At 60.2% G+C, this 22684-nt stretch carries 16 protein-coding genes; 4 read left to right on the forward strand and 12 right to left on the reverse strand.

All coding sequences use genetic code 11. The annotated features are described in order from the left end of the window. The first annotated feature begins 158 nt into the window (after window positions 1–158). Window positions 159–944 carry a response regulator transcription factor gene (locus ACW9IB_RS14135; RefSeq protein ID WP_457368933.1) on the forward strand — a complete coding sequence of 262 codons (786 nt, stop codon included), beginning with the start codon at window positions 159–161 and terminating at the stop codon, window positions 942–944. Between the two features lie 45 nt (window positions 945–989). Here ACW9IB_RS14135 and ACW9IB_RS14140 read toward each other — a convergent pair whose 3' ends face one another. From ACW9IB_RS14140 to ACW9IB_RS14155, 4 genes are read right to left on the reverse strand one after another with little or no spacing between them, the layout of a single operon-like run. Further along, window positions 990–2069 carry a polyamine ABC transporter substrate-binding protein gene (locus ACW9IB_RS14140; protein ID WP_457414130.1) on the reverse strand — a complete coding sequence of 360 codons (1080 nt, stop codon included), beginning with the start codon at window positions 2067–2069 and terminating at the stop codon, window positions 990–992. A gap of 60 nt (window positions 2070–2129) precedes the next feature. Further along, a complete protein-coding gene (locus ACW9IB_RS14145; protein WP_457368935.1) occupies window positions 2130–2471 on the reverse strand; it encodes a cupin domain-containing protein in 342 nt (113 codons plus the stop codon). Window positions 2472–2497: 26 nt separating this feature from the next. Continuing rightward, complete coding sequence (locus ACW9IB_RS14150) at window positions 2498–3904, reverse strand: NAD(P)/FAD-dependent oxidoreductase (RefSeq protein WP_457414132.1); 1407 nt, start codon at window positions 3902–3904, stop codon at window positions 2498–2500. Window positions 3905–3953: 49 nt separating this feature from the next. After that, window positions 3954–4763 carry a helix-turn-helix domain-containing protein gene (locus ACW9IB_RS14155; protein WP_457368937.1) on the reverse strand — a complete coding sequence of 270 codons (810 nt, stop codon included), beginning with the start codon at window positions 4761–4763 and terminating at the stop codon, window positions 3954–3956. A gap of 258 nt (window positions 4764–5021) precedes the next feature. Here ACW9IB_RS14155 and ACW9IB_RS14160 point away from each other — a divergent pair, with 258 nt between their 5' ends. After that, a complete protein-coding gene (locus ACW9IB_RS14160; protein WP_105696927.1) occupies window positions 5022–5294 on the forward strand; it encodes a DUF1652 domain-containing protein in 273 nt (90 codons plus the stop codon). A 129-nt stretch (window positions 5295–5423) separates the two neighbouring features. Here the strand turns inward: ACW9IB_RS14160 and ACW9IB_RS14165 are convergent, their stop codons facing one another. Continuing rightward, entirely contained in the window at window positions 5424–7871 is a 2448-nt protein-coding gene (locus tag ACW9IB_RS14165; protein WP_457414134.1) for a UvrD-helicase domain-containing protein, read from the reverse strand. 218 nt (window positions 7872–8089) lie between these two features. Here ACW9IB_RS14165 and ACW9IB_RS14170 point away from each other — a divergent pair, with 218 nt between their 5' ends. After that, a complete protein-coding gene (locus ACW9IB_RS14170) occupies window positions 8090–8785 on the forward strand; it encodes a pirin family protein (protein ID WP_457414135.1) in 696 nt (231 codons plus the stop codon). Between the two features lie 186 nt (window positions 8786–8971). On the opposite strand, the gene pgm is transcribed toward ACW9IB_RS14170, so the two are convergent. From pgm to ACW9IB_RS14190, 4 genes are all read right to left on the reverse strand, one after another. Continuing rightward, the gene (gene pgm / locus ACW9IB_RS14175) at window positions 8972–10615 is read right to left on the reverse strand and encodes a phosphoglucomutase (alpha-D-glucose-1,6-bisphosphate-dependent) (RefSeq protein WP_457414137.1); all 1644 of its coding nucleotides are present in this window, start codon (window positions 10613–10615) and stop codon (window positions 8972–8974) included. A 116-nt stretch (window positions 10616–10731) separates the two neighbouring features. Further along, window positions 10732–12129: an aminotransferase-like domain-containing protein gene (locus ACW9IB_RS14180; protein ID WP_457414138.1), complete on the reverse strand. Its 1398-nt coding sequence runs from the start codon at window positions 12127–12129 to the stop codon at window positions 10732–10734. After that, window positions 12126–13541: a hypothetical protein gene (locus ACW9IB_RS14185; protein ID WP_457414139.1), complete on the reverse strand. Its 1416-nt coding sequence runs from the start codon at window positions 13539–13541 to the stop codon at window positions 12126–12128. The genes ACW9IB_RS14180 and ACW9IB_RS14185 overlap by 4 nt, the downstream gene beginning before the upstream one ends. 712 nt (window positions 13542–14253) lie before the next feature. Further along, on the reverse strand, window positions 14254–15276 hold the full coding sequence (locus ACW9IB_RS14190) for a zinc-dependent alcohol dehydrogenase family protein (RefSeq protein WP_457366223.1): 1023 nt from the start codon (window positions 15274–15276) through the stop codon (window positions 14254–14256). 247 nt (window positions 15277–15523) lie between these two features. Here ACW9IB_RS14190 and ACW9IB_RS14195 point away from each other — a divergent pair, with 247 nt between their 5' ends. Continuing rightward, on the forward strand, window positions 15524–16438 hold the full coding sequence (locus ACW9IB_RS14195; RefSeq protein ID WP_457414141.1) for a LysR substrate-binding domain-containing protein: 915 nt from the start codon (window positions 15524–15526) through the stop codon (window positions 16436–16438). 48 nt (window positions 16439–16486) lie between these two features. Here the strand turns inward: ACW9IB_RS14195 and ACW9IB_RS14200 are convergent, their stop codons facing one another. From ACW9IB_RS14200 to ACW9IB_RS14210, 3 genes are all read right to left on the reverse strand, one after another. Further along, entirely contained in the window at window positions 16487–17017 is a 531-nt protein-coding gene (locus ACW9IB_RS14200) for a nuclear transport factor 2 family protein (protein WP_457414143.1), read from the reverse strand. Window positions 17018–17144: 127 nt separating this feature from the next. Continuing rightward, the gene (locus ACW9IB_RS14205; protein ID WP_457414165.1) at window positions 17145–18470 is read right to left on the reverse strand and encodes a methyl-accepting chemotaxis protein; all 1326 of its coding nucleotides are present in this window, start codon (window positions 18468–18470) and stop codon (window positions 17145–17147) included. Window positions 18471–19091: 621 nt separating this feature from the next. Further along, the gene (locus tag ACW9IB_RS14210; protein WP_457414144.1) at window positions 19092–22508 is read right to left on the reverse strand and encodes a type III effector HrpK domain-containing protein; all 3417 of its coding nucleotides are present in this window, start codon (window positions 22506–22508) and stop codon (window positions 19092–19094) included. Window positions 22509–22684: the final 176 nt, after the last annotated feature.

Raw genomic sequence — 22684 nt, forward strand, 5'->3', positions numbered from 1 at the left:
GAAAAATCAGGCGATTGCGGGATAGCTTTCCCGCTCAATGATCGCAACGGTAAACGGGGTGTTTATGTCAGCCAATTCCCCTATTGGCGTACTCCCCTTGACGGCCCCAGACAAAAGCCGAAACCTTGGGCGATTCATTGATGGCGGGAGCCCGTGATATGAGCCTGTTCAGGGAAGTCGGCATGCACGCCGGCCTGGGCCGCACCATCGAACAGATCGGCGGCGACCGTTTCTGGAAGCAACTGGTGCTGTTGCTGCACCAGTGCCTGGCGTTCGATAACGCACTGGCGATCTTCTATCCGCAGGAGGGCCCGCCCCTGGCCCTGGAGGAATACGACGCCCAGCCCAGCAGCAAGCCGGCGTCGATGCTGGCGTACCTCAATGGTGTGTACCTGCTCGACCCGTTTTTCCAGGCCTGTCGGGAGGGGTTTGCCAGTGGCGTGTATCGCCTGGAAGAAGTGGCGCCGGACCATTTTCGCCAAAGCGAATACTTCCTCAACTACTTCCACGACAACGTGCTGGAGGACGAGGTGCAGTTCATTCTGCAGGTGCCGGGTGCGGGTACCCTGTCGCTGTCGTTGGGCACGCAGCGGCGGTTCAGCGTGGAGGAAACCGGCCTGTTGACCACTCTGGCGGCCTGGGTGCTGCCGTTGATGCAGCAGCACTGGCAGCAAAGCACCCAGCGCACGCCGGCGATGGACAGCCAGATTCGCGATGCCTTGAGCCAGTTCGGCTGTGGCGTGCTGTCGGAGCGCGAACTGGAAATCGCCCGCCTGGTGCTGCGCGGGTTTTCCTCCAAGGCCATGGCCGAGCGCCTGGGCATCTCGCCGGACACCGTCAAGGTGCACCGCCGGCACCTGTACGCCAAGCTGGATATTTCGTCACAGCCGGAGCTGTTTTCGCTGTTTATCCAGTCGTTGGGGCATGACCTGGAAAACCCCTGAGCCGCTCATCGAGCATTCCCACGCGGAGCGTGGGAATGATCAACATCACCGTCCGGTGCGAATGGTGTTCCACACCCGTGTACGCACCCGGTCAATATTTAATGGCATCGCTTCGAGCGCAAACAGCTTGCCCATCATTTCCGGGCTTGGGTACACCTTGGTGTCGGCCTTGATCGCCGGGTCCACCAGGCTATCGGCGGCGGCGTTACCGTTGGCGTAGTGCACGTAGTTGGTGATGCCGGCCATCACTTCCGGGCGCAGCAGGTAGTTCATGAACGCATAGCCGGCCTTTTCGTCCGGTGCATCGACGGGCATGGCCACCATGTCGAACCAGATAGCCGCGCCTTCCTTGGGAATGTTGTAGCCGATATTCACACCGTTCCTGGCTTCCTTGGCGCGGCTTTCAGCTTGCAGGATATCGCCGGAGAAACCGACGGCCACGCAGATATCGCCATTGGCCAGGTCGGCGGTGTATTTCGAGGAATGGAAGTACGCCACATAAGGCCGCACTTTCATCAGCAGGTCCTCGGCCTTTTTGTAGTCTTCGGGCTTTTTGCTGTGGTGCGGCAGGCCCAGGTAGTTCAGCGCCGCCGGCAACAGTTCGGGGCCGTTGTCGAGGATCGCCACTCCGCATTTCTGCAACTTGGCCATGTTCTCCGGCTTGAAGATCAGGTCCCAGGAGTCCACCGGCGCATTGTCGCCCAGCACCGCCTTGACCTTGTCAATGTTGTAACCGATGCCCGTGCTGCCCCACAGGTACGGGAAGCCATGGGCATTGCCCGGGTCGTTGGTCTCCAGCGCCTTGAGCAGCACCGGATTGAGGTTTTTCCAGTTGGGCAACTGGCTCTTGTCGAGCTTCTTCAACGCACCGCCCTGGATTTGCCGGGCCATGAAGTGGTTGGACGGAAACACCACGTCGTAACCGGATTTACCGGTCATCAACTTGCCGTCGAGGGTTTCGTTGCTGTCGTAGACGTCGTAGGTGAAACCGATACCGGTCTCGGCCTGGAAGTTTTTGGTGGTGTCCGGCGCAATGTAGTCCGACCAGTTATAGATTTTCACCGTCTCGGCGGCCTGGCTGATAGAGGCCACCAACATCAAGGGCAACAGGGCAATGGCTTTCATGGTTCGATTTCCTGGCGGTTTTAGGGCTGTTTTTATGGCAGGCGATCAAGGATCAAAGCGTTACAGGATCAATACGTAGGTCTTGCGCACGGTTTCATGGATATCCCAGATACCGGTGCTGTTGGCCGGCAACATCAGTGCATCACCGGCTTCTATGTGGACGATGTCACCGTTGTCCGGAGTGAAGGTGCAGCGCCCCTGGATGAAGTGGCAAAACTCCTGGGACTTGATCTGGCGGCGCCAGCGGCCCGGGGTGCATTCCCAGATGCCGGTTTCGACGCCATCGGTACGTTCCACGCTCAAGGTCGAGGCGACGGCAATGGGCTCGCCAAGAGGCACGGCCACCGGTGACGAGTCCGGCAGGTGGGCATTCAGTGTGTCTTTGAATTGAGTGATGCTCATGGGGCTACCTGTGTCAGTGAAACGGTTCAATGCATGAAACCTTCCATGAAGCCCGCCACCCCGGTCGCTAGCTTGCGGCGCCAAGGCGCGGTGTTGGGGTTGGCCAACACCTGGTCTTCATGGACAAAACTGCGAATGATGGCGTTGTAGCCCAGCCAGCGGCAGGGTTCGGGCTCCCAGGGCTTGAGGGCGTCCAGGCCGCGCTCACGAATGACCCAGGGCTGATGAACGCGTGGGGTGTCGAGGCCCAGGATCAGGTCCGCCAACGTGCGCCCCCCCAGGTGAGTGGCGCCGACGCCCTCCCCGCCATACCCGCCAGACAAAGCGATACCGGTCTTGTGATCGCAGAGCATGTGCGGTCGGAAATGACGGGACATGCCCAGGTTGCCGCCCCAGGAATGGGTAATCCGCACCTTTTTCAACTGTGGGAAAAGTTCGCCGAACAAATAGCGGCGCAACTCGACTTCGCTGTCGGTCAAGTCGAAGTCATGGCGCAACCGACCGGCGAACTGATAGCCGCCACGGGCACCAAACACCAGGCGGTTGTCGGCCGAACGCTGGCCATAGGTAACCTGGCGACTGCTCTCGCCAAACGCCTGGCCATGGCTCAAGCCAATTTCATCCCAAGTACTGGCAGGCAAAGGCTCCGTGGCGACGATCAGGCTTTGCACCGGCAATTGGTAACGGCCCAGCGCGGGCAAGGTGTTGGCGTAGCCCTCCACCGCCGGCACCACCCAGGCCGCGCGCACGCCGGCTTTGGCTGTGCGCAGGCGGCCGGACTGCCAGTCGGTCACCGGGCTGTTCTCGAAAATGCTCACACCCATGTTTTCCACTACGCGCGCCAGCCCGCGCACCAGCTTGGCCGGGTTGATGGTCGCGACGTGGGGCGCATAAATACCGCCGTAGGGCTTGGCGATGCGGATCTGTTCGGCCAACTGCTGCGGGTTCATCCAGCGGTAGTCGGCTTCAGTGAGGCCTTGGGCGTAGAGTTTGTCCAGATAGCGGCGCAGGCTGCCTTCCTGCTCGGGGTAACGCGCGGCGCAATACAACGCGCCGCCCTTGCGGTAGTCGCACTCGATGCCTTCACGGGCCAGCACCTCGGCCACTTCATCGGGAATGCCGTGCAGCAAGTCATAAGAGGCCCGCCGCTGTTCAGGGTCGAGCCCCGACAGCAGACGGTCTTCGCCCAGCAGGTTGCCCATCAGCCAGCCGCCGTTGCGGCCCGAAGCCCCGAAACCGGCGGTCTGGGCCTCGATGATCGCGATCTTCAGCTCGGGCGCCTGTCGTTTGAGGTAATAGGCGGTCCACAGGCCCGTGTAACCGGCACCGATGATCGCCACATTGACATCCAGATCATGCTCCAGGGACGGTCGCGCCACCAACGGATCGTCCAGTTGGTCCATCCACAAGCTGATGTTGCGCCATGCCGGCATGCCAGGTTCCCCGCCTTCGTTTCGATGGGGTCGATCCTAGAGCGCGGTGTCAGAGGTTGTCTTGCGCGCGTGCACGCAGAGAAATTTGTTTGACGTAAGCCTTGGGCGACTGGCCCGTATGCTGACGAAAAGCGCTGTAAAACGCCGAAAGCGAGTTGAAACCGGCCGCAAATGCCAGGTCATCAATCCTTATGGGCGGCGCAGCCTCGTTCAGCGACGCCAGCAAATGCTGGAGCCGGGCCTGGTTCACGTAGCGATAGAAGCTTTGCCCCAGCACCTGATTCAACAGGTAGGAAATCTGGTTGCGACTGTAGCCACACTCTCTGGAGACCCGTTGCAGGTCCAGCTCGGGGTCCAGATACGGTTGCTTGCGCTCGAAGTACTGCTGCAAGTCATTGGCCATGTGGCCCAACTGCTGGGGCGACAGGCCCAGGCGGCTGACCGTGGGGCGCAGGGCCTGAGCCGGCTGCTCATGCACCAGCGAAGCATATTCATTGACCCGCCAAATCAGGCCATCGCGCACGGTGATGGCCTCGCTGGTGCGGAACGAAACCAGACCCTGACCTCCGCGCAGCGTGATGCGGTACTGGATGAACGCCGTGTCGCCGTCGGCGCGGATGCGGTCGGTGTGCTCGATGGCCTCATCGGGGCCGCGGGGCATGCTGGCTTGCAGGTAGTCGCGCAATTCGGCGTAAGCGATCACCCGGTTCTGAAAAAAGTCGTGGTACTGGATATCCGGATGGTAGTAGGACATCACGCCATCAAGGTCGCGATGCCGCCAGCACAGGTGGTGGCGCAACACCAAGTCGGCCGTGGCCTGGGTGTGTGGGCAAGCATCGTCCGGGGCGATGTCGGGCATGGAAAACTCGATGACGGGTAAACGGTGGAGATTGCCCAATTCCGAGAATGGCTTCAATGGTCGATTGGCACTTCTGACTAATGGCCTATCGCCCAGCGTCAGGCTTAGACATGACCTACATCAAACGAATGGAAAACAACCGCCGAACGGGGCGAAAAAAGTCACCTTGCGGTTGCGAACGAATGCTATTTTGAGGCTATTCGATGCCAGGACCAGAGAGGGTCATGGCCCCCTGCCGCGAGCTAAAGGAAGCGCTCAATGAACAAGGTGGGCAACATGAATAAAGTGACGTTCCCCAACGCCTGCCAGTTGATGCGCTGGCATTTTCACCCAATGGGCTTCGAGGGCAGCATGGACGCCCCCGGCAGCATGGTGGCCCGCCTGTTCGACCGTGCCAGTGGCGAGACCCTGATCGCTATCGCCGGTATCCCCTGCGCCACTGTGATGAACGCCGCCGATGTGGAGCGCATTATCGAGGCGGTGGAGGATGAGCTGGAGGCGTTCGTACCGCCGGTGTCATTACGGGCTTGATCACAATCTACCTAACAATGAATCTTCCCTGTGGGAGCGGGCTTGCCCGCGAATGCAGTCTGCCAGTCGTTGGAAAGGTTGGCTGACCGGCCGTAATCGCGGGCAAGCCCGCTCCCACACATTGCGCTATTAACCGCGCAAGTCATCGAAAAACGCTTTTTTGCCATCCACCCGCTCAGAGGCTTTCGGCATATTCGCCGCCGGGCCTTCGGGCTTCTCCACATACCAATAGCAATGACTCACGGCCCGGGTGATACCCACATACGCCAAGCGCAGCACCTCGTCTTTCTGGGCATTGTCGTAGGGTTCGCTGTCACCCGCGCTACCCAGGCCTGCCATGCGGTACACCTGATTCTTGTAAGGCGAGCTGGTGACGTGCTGGCAATCCCCCAATAGAAATACCGCGTCTGCCTGCAGCCCCTTGGCGCTGTGATAGGTGAGCTGTTTGAGCCTGCGCTGTTGCGGCGGCAAGCTAGAATCCGCATTAACTACAGATTCAATATGCTCATTAATCAATGACTTATCACTACTTTTTCGATAAAGCATCAAGATGCTGTCACCATTTTTATAGTGTTCCGCCAACTGCCTCCCCAAGGCCGCGTCGTCCCGCTCCAGCACCTTGACCGGGACCAATGCCCTGGGCACGCCGCTGGCCTTGGCCTTTTTGCCCGGGATCGCCGGTGCGGCCCGCACGATATGTTCAGCGGCATCAATGATGTGCTGATGGCTGCGGTAGTTCTCGCCCAGCATCACGCGGGTGGTAGCGGGCGATGGAAACTCCTGGTTGAACGTCATGAAATACTTGGGTGAACTGCCCCGCCAGCCATAGATCGACTGCCAGTCATCGCCCACGCACAGCAGCGAGGACCGTTGAGCGCCACGCCCCACATGCATGGCCGGGCCACGGCTGCGGATTTCCCTTAGGCTGGCGCGAATCCACGAGACGATCTGCGGCGACACGTCCTGAAATTCGTCGATCATCAAGTGCGACATCGGCCGCAACAACGGATCACTGAGCAGCTTGAGGTTTTCCGGCGTGTTTTCACCAAACAGCGAAAACATGCGGTTGTAGGTCATGATCGGCGGCGACTGGTCCAGCAGGTGGTCTTCCAGAGCCTTCCAGAAAATACTCAAGGCCTCGAAGAAGAACCGGTCCGGGTCATCCTTGGGGAAGCTCATTTGGCCTACAGCAGTGGGCACGTCCAGACCCAGGTTTTCGATAAACCCCGCAGCCGCTACAAAACTGTCCAGCAGCGGCGCCGACGCCAGTTCACCCTTGACCTTGTAATCAAAGCCCGGGCCGGCACTCGCGTCCCCCGCAAGACTGCTTAGCACACGCCTTGATGACTCGTAACTATCCAGCCATATCAGAGGCTTACGACAGAAAGCTTGAAACAAGGTGCGCTTTACTGCCCATTCTGCGCGTACCGAGAGCTTCGCGTTGGGTCGGCAGACCTGTGGGTTTTCCCGCCCATCGAAGCCCAGCACCACCCAGGCATCCAGCTCGGGGATGTAGCCATGACAATGAAACTGCGCGCCGTTGATCTCCAGCGTTTGCCGGTTGGGCTCGATTCCTTTGATGGGCCACGCCCCGGCCCGAAACCACAGGTCTTCGATCACATCGCACAATTCTTCATCACGCTTTGCCGCCAGTTCGGTCACCGCCACGCGCTTTTGCACGTCCGGATGATCCCGTTCCAACTCCTTGAGCTGCAACCCATGGCGCGCCAGCGGCGCGATCAACTCGCGAAAGCGCGCGTGCTGGCCATGCAGCCGGTGGTAGCAGGCATTCATCAGTTGCCGCTGAGCGTCATTGATACGCAGCTCGAACGGGTTGCTGTCGGCGTCTTCGCCCCCCGCATTCAGGTTCTCGAACGCTTGCAGGCGCTCAAACCCCGGCAGGCTGCGCACCATGGGCAGGATGCGCGAGTGGAAGGTCCTCACTACCGCTTGAGCTACTTTTAAATCAATAGGTTGCCCCCACAAACTGAACACTTCCATGAGCTTGTGGATGAAGTCCTTGCGGGACTCCCGAGTAAACGTTACCACGGTCATCGAGCTCAGCTCGAAGCCCAGGTAATAGGTGAGCAACAAGATGCGCAGCACCAACGACGTGGACTTACCCGCCCCGGCCCCGGCAATCACTGAGGTCGAAGGCGTGTCGCTGAAAATCATCTTCCATTGCGCCGTGCTTGGCTGCGCGTGCGCAGGCAGCAGTCGGGCAACATCGGCCTTGATGCGTTTTTTCAGTTCTACGGTCAAAGGCAACCGCCAGTCATCGAACAGACTATCGTCAACGCCCGGCGCACGGTGCTCATCGGGGCGAAAGTCCCGGATCAACAGCACCTGACGCCCTTCTTCCAGGCCATCGGCCTTGCCTTCGCGGTAGCCATACTCCACGCCGGCCTCATGCCCACTGCGAAAGCCATCTGCCTGGCCATGCAGCCAGGAAAACCGGTGCTGCGCGCGCAGGCGAGTCAGGCCATGCCCGAAAAAACGAGCGGCAAGGCGTTTGAGCAGCGGCATTTCAGCGAGTGGGCGCAGTTCAGGGGGCAGATCAGGCGATTGTTGCGGCACGCGGACTCCTGCGACGGGCTTGGTGTTGACAAGTGCGCAATGGTCGCCGGAATCGGCCTTGAGTTCCAGCCAAATGCTTGCAGGTCAGGCAGTTAGGTGAACAAGTCAAAGTCAAAACGCCAGCAATCAATCGAATAATCGGATATGAATCAGGCATTTTTTACGCTTTTTATCGATCAAGCGCTCAAGGATGATGATGCCATCAACTGGAGACCATCATGCTCGAACTTCGACCTTTTCACTCCCTGGGCGCCGCCCATCACGGCTGGCTGGATGCCCACCATCACTTTTCGTTTGCCGAGTACCACGACCCCAAGCGCATGCACTGGGGCAATCTGCGGGTCTGGAACGATGACATCATCGCGCCGGGCAGCGGGTTTCCACAGCATCCGCACCGCGACATGGAAATCATCACCTATGTGCGAGAAGGCGCCATCAGCCATGCGGACAACCTGGGCAACCAGGGCCGCACCGAAGCCGGCGATGTACAGGTCATGAGTGCTGGCACCGGGATCGCCCACAGCGAGTACAACCTGGAGGCCGCACCCACCAAAATCTTTCAGATCTGGATCATCCCGAACGAAGCCGGCCTGCCACCGTCCTGGGGCGCCAAACCGTTCCCCAAAGATAGCCGCGAAGGATTTGTGACCCTGGCCAGCGGCAAGGCCGGTGACAGTGAAAGCCTGCGCATTCGAGCCGATGCGCGCCTGGTGGCAGCCAACCTGAAGGCCGGCCAAAGTGCGGAATACCGGCTGGACAGCGGGCGCAGAGCCTATCTGGTGCCGGCGACCGGTGCGATTGACGTCAACGGTTTGCGAGCAGAAGCACGGGATGGCGTGGCGGTAGAGGACGAACAAGTGCTGCGGGTGACCGCCATTGAAGACAGCGAGATCGTGCTGGTCGACCTCGCCTGATTTCAAATCCGGCATTGGCTGGAAAAGCGCCGTCAGCAGGGCCATCGGGCCAGGCACTGTCTTGCCAGCGATTGAGATTCAATGTGGGAGCTGGCTTGTCGGGTCGCCGCATCGCTGCGAAGACGGCGGCATGGCCAACAGAGGCCTGCCATGACCGCTACTCCCACATTTTCGGCGGTGTGTCAGTTATTGGGAGATGGCACCATCCACCAACACCTGCGCCTCTTCCACCAGTTGCTTGAGGTGATCTTCGCCGATGAAGCTTTCGGCGTAGATCTTGTAGATGTCCTCGGTGCCCGATGGCCGCGCGGCGAACCAGCCGTTTTCGGTCATTACTTTCAAACCGCCGATGGCCTGATCGTTGCCAGGCGCATGGCTGAGGATCTGCTGGATGCGCTCGCCGGCCAGCTCGGTGGATGTGACCTGTTCGGGCGAAAGTTTGCCCAGCAAGGCTTTCTGCGCCGGCGTAGCCTTGGCGTCGACGCGAATCGCGAACGGCTCGCCCAGGGCGTCGGTCAGGCCGCGGTAGATCTGGCTCGGATCCTGGCCTTTGCGCGAGGTCATTTCCGCGGCCAGCAGCGCCGGGATCAGGCCGTCCTTGTCAGTGCTCCACACGGTGCCATCCTTGCGCAGGAATGACGCACCGGCGCTTTCTTCACCGCCGAAGCCCAGCGAACCTTCGAACAGGCCATCGGCAAACCATTTGAAACCCACCGGCACTTCGTACAGGCGGCGACCGATACGCGCCGCGACGCGGTCGATCAGGCCACTGCTGACCACGGTCTTGCCGACGGCGGCATCGGCGCGCCAGTCCGGGCGGTTCTGGAACAGGTAATCGATGGACACCGCCAGGTAGTTGTTCGGCGCCAGCAGGCCGCCGGACGGCGTCACGATGCCATGACGATCGTGGTCCGGATCGCAGGCGAAGGCCACATCGAAACGCTCCTTGAGGCCGATCAAACCTTGCATGGCGTAGCTGGAGGACGGGTCCATGCGGATCTGGCCATCCCAGTCGACGCTCATGAAGCGGAAGGTGGCGTCGACTTCGGTGTTCACCACGTCCAGGTTCAGGCGGTAGTGCTCGGCAATCGCCGACCAGTAGCGCACCCCTGCTCCTCCTAGCGGATCCACGCCCAGGCGCAGCCCGGCGCTGCGGATGGCGTCCATATCGATCACATTGATCAGATCGGCCACGTAGCTGTTGAGGTAGTCATGGCGATGGGTGGTAGGCGCCTGGAGGGCTTGCGCATGGGGCATGCGTTTGACTCCGGCCAGCTTGTTGGCCAGCAGTTCGTTGGCCTTGGCCTCGATCCACTTGGTGACGTGGGTATCGGCAGGACCGCCGTTGGGCGGGTTGTACTTGTAACCGCCGCTTTGTGGCGGGTTGTGGGACGGCGTGATCACGATGCCGTCGGCCAGGCCACGGGTGCGGCCACGGTTGTAGCAGATGATTGCGTGGGACACCGCCGGGGTCGGCGTGTACTCATCGCCTTCGGCGAGCATGACGTGCACGCCATTGGCCGCCAGCACTTCCAGCGCACTGGCGCCGGCGGGCGTGGACAGTGCGTGGGTGTCCAGGCCGACAAACAGCGGGCCGTCGATGCCCTGGGCCTCACGGTACAGGCAGATCGCCTGACTGATGGCAAGCACATGCCATTCGTTGAAGCCCAGGTCGAACGAACTGCCACGGTGCCCCGACGTACCGAATGCCACACGCTGGGTGGAGATTGCTGCATCAGGCTGGCCTGTGTAGTAGGCCGTGACCAGTCGCGGGATATCCACCAGCAACTGGGCTGGCGCCGGCTTGCCCGCAAAAGGACTGATTGTCATGCATGAACCTCGGAAAGAAGGATTTGGAAAAAATGGCAGTTTACTGAGAGTTGGACTGCTGTGCGACGGTATCGATCCTACAGATTCAACAGATATTTCATACGCCCTCCGTCAGCCTATCCCTGTCGCAACGCTTCGCTTAACGCCAGCAGGGCCACCTCCAGGTCCGGCTGCCCCTGGAACGTGTGGCTTACGCGCAGGTACTGCCGGTACAACCCCGAAACGCTGAACAGTTCGCCGGGGGCGATCACCACTTGCTGGACCAGCAGACGCTGGAAGACCTGACGCATGTCTACCGCAGGTGTTGCCTCCAGCCAGAACGTCGCGCCGGCGGTGGGCATGCAGTACTGCACTTGCCCGTCGAGGTGCCGCTCCAGGCGCAGGCTCATTTCACCGGCCTGCTCGCGCAACAGTTGGCGCAACGCGCGCAGATGCTGGTCGATACGCCCACTCTGGTACAGCCTCGCGACCGCACGCTGACGGATCGATGACAATCGGAATGAACGCAACAGGAAGCGGCGCTGCAACTCATCGCTCATGCGCCGCGACAGCAGATACCCATAGGGCACTTCCGGCCCGAGGATCTTCTCGAACGATGAGAACAGGATAAGGCGCTCCGGGCTGACCAGATCCCTGAGCGGGACCTGGGGCAGCATGAAATTCAGCTCGGCGAAGGTATCGTTTTCCAGTAGCCAGCAGCCGTAGCGGTCAAGCAACTGGGCCAGTTGCAGACGATCAGGCATGCTCATGACCACTCCCGACGGCAAGCTCACCGTTGAGGACAGCACTGCCAGGTGCACCGGCTCATCGCGCAACAGTTGCTCGAAACACGTCAGGTCCAGGTGGCCGTCGCCCAGCCAGGGCAGCTCGATGATCCGCACGCCCGCCTCCTGCAACAGGCGCAGGATCAGCCAGTCGCACGGGGACTCGACAATCACCGCCGCGCCTCGCAGGTCGAGTACGTCGACCAGGATTTCCAGCACCCCGCGCAGATCGGCGCCGATGTACACATCGTCGGCATGCCAGCAGCGTGTTGGCGATGAGGTATAGCGTGCCGCCAACGCGGCCCGCAGCTCCCACACCCCGCATGGCTGACTCCAGGGCTGCAGGTGGCGCGGGTACTGGCGCACCAGCTCCCGCTCCAATCGCAACAAGGTACCGTCCAGGGAGGCCAGCCGCGTGGGCTCATCGCCGCTGAGCACCATCATCCCGGGCCTGCGGGCGGCGGCGTAGAGCCGATCAAGCAAGTCGCCACCTGCACAGGTCGCCGCACCTGCCCCTATCGGCCAGGCGTAATAGCCCGACTTGGCAACGGAATAGACCCGCCCTTCCTTCTCCAGCAGCGAGTAGGCGTATTGGATGGTCGAGATCGACACACTCAGACGCTGTGATAACTGCCGCAAGGACGGCAGTTTGGCCGGGACATCGCCGGCCACTTCATTGATCAGGCTGATCATGTAGCGATAGACCGCCTGATACGCGAAGTGTGTCTGCCGCTCGCCGCGCAGGCTCATCGTCCCGACAGTTGCAAGGCTTCATGGACCACAGGGGGAAGACAGTGAGGATTATCGCGCTCCATGCCCGCCGGACGTTTGCGATAGAGGTGTTGCAGCAAGGGCATCGGCAGGCCGCTGATGTCCGTCATCCATTGTTGCAACATGTCGGCGCAAGGTTTGCCCTGCAAGGCTTTGTGGAGCTCGGGCAGTGCAACCAGCATGCCGGGATGGCACTGACGCAAATAGCCTTCCAGACGTTCGCCGTGGTGAATGAAGGGTGAAAACAACAGGCACACCAGCTGCGCTTCCTCCAACCCGAAGAACTGGTGGGCGTAGGCACTCGACAACAAGCGTCCTTCGCGCGTCCCCGCCTGAGTGATCAAGGCTTCTGAAATATGGTGGCCACGCATGAACGTCGCGGCCCGCTGGACAAATCCTTCGACGCCCTCGGCATACTCCAGCTCACGCAGGCACTGCGCCTGCAAGCCACGCAGATGCGCCATCAACAAGGGGTTGGCGCAGTCCGGATGGCTGAAATGAAAGCCGAAAGGGTCGGATGTATGGGCCATGAACTCGGTGAGCAACGGGGTCGTGCCGGGCTCGATACCCTCCAGCAAATCAGCGATGCCGATGTAGGCCAAGTGACGATGGCCGACCTTGCCCGGATGTTCCTGGACCGCAGCATGCTCGCCGTACAAGTCGCTGTAATAACCGGCGCTCCAGTCGTCCATGCGTGCAAACAGGCCGTTGAGCGACAGCGGGCGCGTGGGCGCAACCGCGACACCTGCCGCCTGTGCCGTCTTTTTCATCCAGGCCAGGAACTGGCTCTGCTTGCGTGAGGCGTCGCCACTGACCAGCGCATGTACCCCGCCGTTCCACGTGGTCACACGCTGATAGAAATCGCCCAGGGCCATGTAGGTGTCGTTACACAGCGTGGCGCGAATATCACCGGAGGTCATGTGGCCCACCATCAGCATATTGCGCTGACTGGTTTCACGCCCGGCGCTGGACGGTGGTCGCTGATGATTGAACGGCAGTACCTCGTGGTTCTCCACCATCAACAATTCGACCCGGGGGTCATCATGGAAGAACAGCCGGCTGTAGCCACGGTGCAGGGTGTCCAGCATGCCCTGGGTCACACCGGCGTGGCGCAGCGTGGCGACACGCAGTTGAAACGTGCGAGGCGCACGGGCGGCAATGGTCAATTGGGCGGCGCGCAGCAGAGCCAGGGTGTAGCTGCTGACTTCGCCGCCGCCATGCGCCACCATGACTTTGTAGTCCCCCACCTGCTCCATGCCTCCGGCCGCCACGATAATGCGCTGGATCAATAATTGAAGCGCCGTACGCTCTGCGCGAGTGAAGTGCCCTGCCAGACGCTGCAGAACTTGTTGGTAAACATAGTTCATTGCCTGTTCGTGAATAGCGCTCATAGTTTTACCACCTGAGTTGAAATATCAGTACCCCACAACTGCAAACAGCAGTCGCTCGACCTGACTTCATGTATTAAGAGGCTTGTGTTTCACACAGCGCGCCAATGAACAAACACTAGCACCCCGTAATAAAACGAGATCGGCTACTCGGTGGAGGGCCTGGATTTAACAAGCGGATAAGCCGCTCTATTACAGGCATTTCCCTGCCACTGCGCCTTACCCTAGGAAGGTTCCGACGTCTTCCCGCGCGTTTTTAGCCGATACTTTAAAGATTCTTCCGACACACTCATTCCGAATAAAACTGAACTCGGCCAATAACGGAAAAATTCTTTGGTGTAAATACCCATAGTTTGATTCCTTTCAATCACGCCCCTGTTAGTTGCGAAATCTCGACGCACGAATGCCAGAAGTTCAATCATTGCTCAATCCTTGAGATGACAGTGAAGGCACAATTATCGGTGCTGGAATAATGATTAACAGATACAGAACCGAGCCAGAAACCAGTTCAGATGAACCTACGGTGCCGGCCGAATCTCGTACACACAGAAACGCCGCGCTGGAATTCAGGGCGGCGTCAGGGAGAAAGACATCGTTTACGGTGCAGGGCGATGCAAAAGCATCCAAGCGGTCATGCAGCTTAAGCCCTGTCAAATGGCGCATTTACCCCATGCGCCTGGGGGCAGGAATACTCATTTGCGAATATTCCTACAATTCAAACAGCTTCGACCTGCAACGCAACCCGCTCACGGCATGGGCATTCGTCCATGTAGCGGTGGGCTTCAACGAATTGGTTGAAGGGAAACACGGTGGTTTTCAGTGGCACCAGTACCCGGTCGGCGGTCAGTTGGTTGATGTCACGCAGCGCCCGTTGCAGCGCCACCTGGTCCTGGATAATGCCCAGTTCCGGCTTACCGGTGAAGTTACCGATGCAATGCACGAAAAACTGAATATTCTTCTGGAACGCCGCACAGGCCGGGAACGGTGTCTGGTTACCACCTTGCAAGCCGTAGAGCACCAGGCTGCCACGCGGGGCCAATACATCACCCAGCAACGACATCTGCGGACCACCCAGGCCGTCGAATACCACATCGACGCCACGGTTGTCGGTGAACTTGTTGATCTGCATCAGCAAGTCCTGCTCCTCGGTGACGATGACCTTCTCTGCCCCGAGAGACAGCAAGTACTCGCGCTCGTCACTGTCTTTGGTGGCCGCGATGACACGTACCCCCAGGGCCTTGCCCAACTGGACAAAGGACGGGCCGGCACAATGGCTGGCATCGGTCACCAAGGCAAATTGCCCGGGCTTGACCCGCGCCAGGTCCACATACGCAAAGTAGGCGATCAGCAGCGGCGTGTAGTGAACGCTGGCTTCGATCGGGCTCAAGACATCCGGGTAACGGGTCAGGGCCGAACGGGGCAGGACGATCTGTTCGCCATACACCGGGTAATCATTGGGGCTCTCGGCCGGAAAACTGGCCACTTTATCGCCCACTGCCAAGTCATCCACGCCGTCGCCCAGGGCTACGACCACCCCGGCCATCTCGTGGCCAAGGCCCGATGGCAGGCGGGCATGGGAAGACGCCAGGTTCTGGCGCCACAGAATGTCGTACCAGCTGATGCCAATCGCGTCGACACGCACCTGCACTTCGCCCGGTGCGGGCTGCGCGGCTGCATGCTCTTCGCACTTGAGCACCTCGGCCGGACCAAACTTGTGAAAACGGATCGTGCGGGACATCGCAAACCTCGTCAAAGTAACCTCTAATGCCATGAACTCTATCTGGGCTTTCCAGGTAAGACCACCGGTCACCGTTAATAGTCGACATGCCTGTCATTGATTCCGCAACTGAGGAATACACCTCAAACATCGTAGGAAATCTCAATTAGCCGGTGCAGAGTACCAGCCTTTCCCCGTAAGATTCATGCTGGCCATTGTTGCTATGTGGCCGCTCTCGTCAAGTTCGCTGACTCTTCCAGGACACAAGATGAACCGTAACGACCTGCGTCGTGTCGACCTTAACCTCTTGATCGTATTCGAAACCTTGATGCATGAGCGCAGCGTGACCCGCGCTGCCGAGAAGCTGTTCCTTGGCCAGCCGGCCATCAGTGCGGCCTTGTCGCGCCTGCGCGGTCTGTTCGATGACCCCCTGTTTGTGCGCACCGGGCGCAGCATGGAGCCCTCTGCCCGGGCGGTGGAGATCTTCGCCCTGCTCTCCCCGGCGCTGGACTCGATTTCCACCGCCGTGAGCCGCGCCGCCGAATTCGACCCGGCCACCAGCACCGCGGTATTCCGCATCGGCCTGTCCGACGACGTCGAATTCGCCCTGCTGCCCCAACTGCTCAAACGCCTGCGCGCCGAAGCACCCGGCATCGTGCTCGTGGTGCGGCGGGTCAATTACATTCTGATGCCGGGCCTGCTGGCGTCCGGAGAGATTTCCATCGGCGTCAGCTACACCGCCGACCTGCCGGCCAACGCCAAGCGCAAGGTGTTGCGCCGCAGCCTGCCGAAACTGCTGCGCGCCGACAGCGTGCCAGGCTCCCTGACCCTGGACGACTTCTGCTCCCGCCCTCACGCACTGGTGTCCTTCGCCGGGGACCTCAGCGGCTTTATCGATGAAGAATTGGAAAAGCTCGACCGCAAACGCCACGTGGTCCTGGCCGTGCCACAGTTCAACGGGCTGGGCACATTGCTGGCCGGCACCGACATCCTGGCCACCGTACCCGACTATGCGGCCGAAGCCCTGACCTCAGCCGGCGGATTGCGCGCCGAAGAGCCGCCACTGCCAGTGCGCTCGTTCGAACTGCACATGGCATGGCGGGGGTCGCAGGACAATGATCCCGGGGAGCGGTGGTTGCGGTCGCGGATTCAGATGTTCTTTGGCGATCCGGACAGCCTGTAGATTTCGCGAGGTTTGCCGAAACGGCGCAACGCCCTTTCAGCCGCTCCGTCAGCTCAGGCACGTGTCCGGCACTTCGATACGGCGCAAAACATCGTCATATTGCGAGAGGTCCAGATAGGCACTTACCTGCACCGCGCGCCCGTCGTGCATCCGGAATATCCACACGTAGCTGTTGCGATAGACAGCTCCGTCGCGGGCACGTCCTTCGCCTTCCCAGTTGATGATGACGTGGTCACCTTCGGCCCAGATGCGTTGGTTCACAGGGCGCACCGGAGCCGACAGTCGAGAAGCGAAAGGACACACGGCTTCAGCCAGGAAAGCCTTGCGGCCTTTAAACACGCCTGCCGAAGGCCCCGAGCCCTTTATCGTCCAGACGACATCTGTCGCCAGCATTTCGTTGAAAAAGCCATTGCCACCGCTCGCCCAGCGATCGAACGCTTGCGTGACGGTTTGCTTGTTGCGGGATTCAACGCTGTCAGGCTCAACCGCCTTTGTCGGTTGCGACAGCAGCGCCATGCACGCCAAGAGCGTGGCGCTGATCAAATCGCGAGAATGACGCAAATGGTTCGAAGTCTGCATGTTTCGGTGCCCCTGATAATGAGTCCTGAGGTACCGGAGTGTCGGCAAGAAAACCAGGCGGCAGATAGCCGGTTTATCCCGACTTCTTGCACTATCGTCCAGCCGACACTACGCGCGACTTGGCGGATCAGACCGATGCAGTGCCTTGCTCGCGGGTAAAGATGCTCACGGCCTGCACCGCATCGTTCGCCCCCTCACGAATCTGCAGGATCACCGTACCCGCTTGATTGGCCAGCCCCACGCCGTGCGCGGCACGGTTTCGAGTGCTTTCCATGCTGTCGATGGCCTGGCGGGTTTCACTCTGGATCATCTCGATCATCGAGGAAATCTCCCGGGTTGAGCCGCTGGTCCGCGCCGCCAGTTGCCGGACTTCATCGGCCACCACCGCGAACCCGCGCCCTTGATCACCCGCACGAGCGGCTTCAATCGCGGCGTTCAGCGCTAAAAGATTGGTCTGGTCGGCGATCCCCCGAATCGTGTTGACGATGGTCGTGATCTGCTCCGAGCGCTCGCCGAGCCGCGTGATCAACGCTGAAGACTGATCGATATCGGCAGCGATTTCACGCATGCCGCTGGCCGTTTCTTGAATCACCTGCGAGCCTTTTTCGGCGGCATCCCGGGTTTGCAAGGAAATGTGGTAGGCCTGACTGGCGCTCTGGGCATCGGCAGCATGTTTTTCCACCATGGCCGTGATATCCGAGGCAAACTTGATGACTTTGCACAGCTTGCCCTTGGCGTCGTACACAGGGTTGTAATTGGCTTCCAGCCATAGGGTCCGGCCCTGACTATCGACGCGCTCGAACTGGCCGCTGAAACATTCCCCCTTGTTCAACCGAAGCCAGAAGTCGCTGTAAGCGCTGCTATTGACCAACTCGGGTTTGCAGAACACACGATGGTGTTTGCCCTGAATGCTCGCCAGGCTGTAACCCACTCGCTGCAAGAAGTTGGGGTTCGCCGCCAGAATCGTCCCGTCGGGATCAAATTCGATAATCGCCATGGCCCGATCAATGGCCTGCCATTTTGCACGGACCTCGTTTTCGGCTTGCACTTTAACGGTGACGTCCAACGCGTACATGACCACTTTGATCAACTTTCCGGACTGATCACAAACAGGTTGATAACTGGCCTCCAACCATATTGACGTACCGTCCGCACAGACTTGCTCGAACGTACCCGACCCAAACTGCCCGCTGCGCAGTCGCTGCCATAGGTCGTTGTAGTCAGCCGTGCGAGCAGAGTCTGGGGGGCACAACAGGCGATGAGGCTGGCCGACCACTTGGTCCAGCCTGTAGCCCAAGGCTTTGAGAAAGTTGCTGTTTGCATGCAAAACAACGCCTTGCCAATCGAAGGTCATGGTCAACATGGCGCTATCGATGGCCGTTATCAGCGCGGTGTTCTGGTAGTTGGTTGCTTGCAACACGGCAATGGTTTTTTTGCGGGCATTGAAAAACATGTCGTTGTGCTCTTGGACGCAAGTAGATAGGTCTTCCGTGTCGAGACGCAGGCTACCGCAAGTCTCTTGTCTTGCGGCCAGCGCGCTCATTGCCAGCGTCCTTGGGCTGACAGAGAGGTTTTTGGGCAGATATATAAGTCTGTCAACTACAGCTCAAAAAGGCTACTTGTTAGCCGACCAATGGCAACCTTCTTTTATTTTTTACCCCATCCAACTTAAATATCGCGATCGCTTAAAAGCCGACGACAATAACGTGCAAACTAAAAACCCATAACTGTTTATTTTTGTAAATTTTTATATTCGTAACTTTACAAAGTTACAGTGATTCTGAAGTGACAGCGGCTTTTTGTAGTGAGCAGGCTTGCCTGCGCTGGAGCGCGAAGCGGTCCCAAAACCGGACTACGCGATGCCTCTGTTGGGGCTGCTGCGCAGCCCGGCGCGGGACAAGCCCGCTCACTACAGTGGATTTGAAGTGACGGCCGCTTTTTGTGGTGAGCAGGCTTGTCGAATCGTCGCACCGCCTGCGCTGGAGCGCGAAGCGGTCCCGAAACCGGACTACGCGGTGGCTCTACTATCCGGCGCGGGACAAGCCCGCTCACTACAAGGGCTGTGGCCTGGATATCAGGAGGTCCACTGCTCACCACCCGGCCAGTCCTTGGTCGGAATGTCGTCAATGGTCCCGTCCGGCACGCCATCGATCTTGTAGCGCTCGAGCGCATCGCCGAGCAGGTCGCCGAACTTGTCGGACTTGACCTGCTCCTGCCCTTCCTTGACCAGCCCCGGAATAAGGGTGGCCAGTACCGCCACGCCGGCACCCAGAAAGCCCAACACGCCAGCCGTGGCCGCCAGGCCCGGGAGGAACCGTGGCAGGTTGGCGCCGAGCAGGCCGAGGCCGCCCTCCACCGCCGAGGCGCTGCCGGCCAGGACGCCAAGGGAGCCTGCGGTGATGCCGAACCCGCCAGCCAGCTTGTCACCCCGGCGCAGGGCGTTGACGCCGTCAAAGATGCCGTAGGCTCCCGCGACAATGTTGGCCAGGCCGCCGAAGCCCTTGGCGGCTTCCTCGAAGTTCTTCGCCACCTTCACGCCGTTTTCGCCCTTGAGGTTGTCCTTGATCTTGTCGAGCAGTTTGGTGGACGTGCCGCTGCCCGACGTCTCGCCTTTCTTGATCGCTTCACCGAGGTGTTGCTGATAGGCCTTGGAGCCGCCTTCGATCAGCACGGTGGTGGTCTGCACGGAGCCGGTGGTGATGTCGACGATGTTGCGGTCGGTCAGTTTGCCGCCGCTCTGCGCACCACGGGCGATGGTGACACCGGCCAGGAACAGCCCGCTCACGCCATGCAGAACGCCGCTTTTATAGGATTGCTTGGGGCTGCCATCCGGGTTGAGTATCGGCTTGAAGTCGGGGTCGCCAGCGGCGCCCAGCTTCGACAACTCATCGATTTTGTCCAGGGCCTTGGTGCCCTGGCGGAACATATCCCAGTCCCCCCGGAAACCCGCCAGCACCTGGTCGGTGGTGGCCACTGTGCCGTCGGCGTTCAACAGCAGCTCGGGGCTCTCGTTGCGCACCTGGTCGATCAGCTTGCGCACCTTGTCTTCGTCCAGATCCGCACCGCCGTCCTTGCCGAAGGCGGTCTTGAGGTCATCGAACGTGGCGCCCTTGAACAGATTTTCCTGGGTGATGGTGGAGAAGTTGTCGTTGAGCTGCTTGTCATATTTAGCGGTGAACTCCGGATCCAGCGCGGAGTTATACAGCGCCACTTCCAGGCTGAACTCCGAGGCTGCCTGCTCCGGTGTATTGTCCTTGAGCAATTCGCGCATGCGCTCGCCACTGGCCAACTGGTCTTTGTAGAAGGTCTTGAAGTCTTCATTGTGCGAGGACTTGGCAACCGCGCCCTGGATTGCCTTGGCATCGTCGACGCCCAGGATCGATTGCAAGCTGGTGGCGGTGGCGTAGAAGCTGGCCAACGCGGTGGGCTGGTCAGTCTTGCCGTCCTTGGTGTTCGCGTCCCATGCGGCGTCCAGCGCCTTGCCGGACTTGACCTGTTCTTCGTAGGTCTTGGTGGTCGCTTCTTTCAGGCCGGGGTTTTCTTCGAACAGGGTTTTCACGGCCTCATCGCCGGATTTTTTCAGGTAGTCAGCCGTGGCCTTGTCGTTTTGCAGGATGCTCATGTGATCGTTGATGTCCTGCAAGACTTTCTCCGGCTCCCACACCGCCCCCGAGCGGTTGGCGATGGAAACCTTGCCGTAGTCGCTGTTCCACACCCCGGCGTTGGCACCATCGACCACCAGCTTCTGCGCGTCCTGCAAGTCGAGCAGCACCGCGGCTTTTTGTTCGGCGCTGTAGTTTTCCGGGTGTTCGAAGATGTCCTTGTCCAGCTTGCTGGTGTCCACATTGCGCGTGACGTTGCCGGCGGACACATCGGTGATCAGGCTGGCCAGCCCTTGGGCATCCTTGGGCGCGGCGTTTTTCAGCCAGGTCTGGGCGTCGTCGCGGCTGACCTTGCCGTCAGGCTTGTCGCCGATGTTGTTGCTGGCCGTATCGAGCTTGCGGAACGCGCCCGGTTGGGAGAAGAAGTTCAGCGCCTCTTTTTCTTCCTTGCTCAATTGCGGGTTCTGGGCGAGATAGTCCTTGATATTCTGCTGGGTCACCGCGCCATCGGCGCCGGTCTTGCCCCGGATCGAATCGTACTTGGCGTCGAAGATCCCGGCGTAACGGGCGACTTGCTTGGAACCTGCGTCGGCGTCCGGATTGGCCTTGAGGAAGTCCTTGTAGCTGCCGACCTCGTCAACGCCCTGGGGCTTGGCCAGTGATTCGAAACCGTATTTGCCGAAGTCCTGCAAGCGCCCGGCTTCGGTACCATGGCGCGCCTCGTCGCTGCGGGTGAAACCGTCGACGCTGGTGTTGGCCACGTCTTTGCCGGTCAGCGCTTTGCCGCTTTCGTCATAGCCCACTACCCGGTCGAGTACTTGAATGGCGCGGAAGGCGGCGTTGGGGTCCTTGTCGAAATCGCCGACCTGCTCCTTCAGCGCATCTTTCACGCCACTCTGGTTGCCGAGGTTCTTGAGCAACGGGTTGTCGTCGATGATCTCCTTGGCCGAACGCTTGTCGTCCTTTGGCAGTTCCCAGACGATACCGGCCTTTTCGGCGGCCTCGCGGCGCTTGTCGTCCTTGCCCACGTCATCGGCGTGCTGCAGTTTGCCCTTGAGGCTGTCGAAGCCGAACTTGCCGAAATCCTGCAGGCGCCCCGCTTCGGTGTCATGCCGCGCTTCGCCATCGCGGGTGAAGCCGTCGATGCTGCTGTTGTCCACGTCGTTGCCGGCCAGGCGCTCGCCATTGCCGTCGAAACGCACCACATGATCGAGCACCTGGGTGGCACGGTACGCCGCGTTGGCGTCGTGTTCGAAGTCGCCGACCTGCTCCTTGAGCATGTCTTTCACGCCGCTCTGGTTGCCGAGGTTCTTGAGCAACGGACTGCCATCGATGATGTCCTGGGCCGAGCGCTCATCGCCCTCCGGGCGTTCCCAGCGAATGCCTGCGGCCTCGGCCTTGGAGCGCGCCTCGGGATCGTCGTTGACTGTCTCGATGTGCTTGAGCTCGCCTTTGAGATTGTCCCAGCCGTATTTGCCGAAGTCTTGCAGGCGCCCGGCCTCGGTTCCATGCTTGGCATCGCCGCCCTTGGTGAAGCCGTCGACCTTGCCGTTGTCGATGTCGCCGCCCACCAGGCGCGAGCCGTTCTCGTCGAAACGCTCGACATGCTCCAACACCTGCTTGGCACGGTAGGCCGCATCCGCGTCATGCTCGAAATCACCGGTGCGCTCGCGCAGCTTGTCCTTCACCCCGCTCTGGTTACCGAGGTTCTTGAGCAACGGGGTGTCGTCGATGATTTCCTGGGCAGTACGGTGATCATCCTTCGGGCGATTCCACTCGATGCCGGCGTCCTTGGCCTTGGCCCGGTCGACCGCGTCGCCCCATTCGGCGCTGGAATCGTGTTTGGTGAGCGTCTTGATCTCGGGGGCGTTGCTGACCGGTGCTGACATGGGCGTTCTCCTTGATGCGTAACCGTCTGGAGCGACAAAGTTGGGATCCAAAGAGAGCAAAGGCCAAAAGGGTTACCAAACGATGACCGTCGCCACAGGCACTTGGCCGTGGCGTGGTCTCGAAACAGAGGATGGGTAGGAACGGCAGGGGTAGATCGGCGTTGTGAATAATTGTG

The organism is Pseudomonas sp. SDO524_S393 (assembly GCF_054071875.1).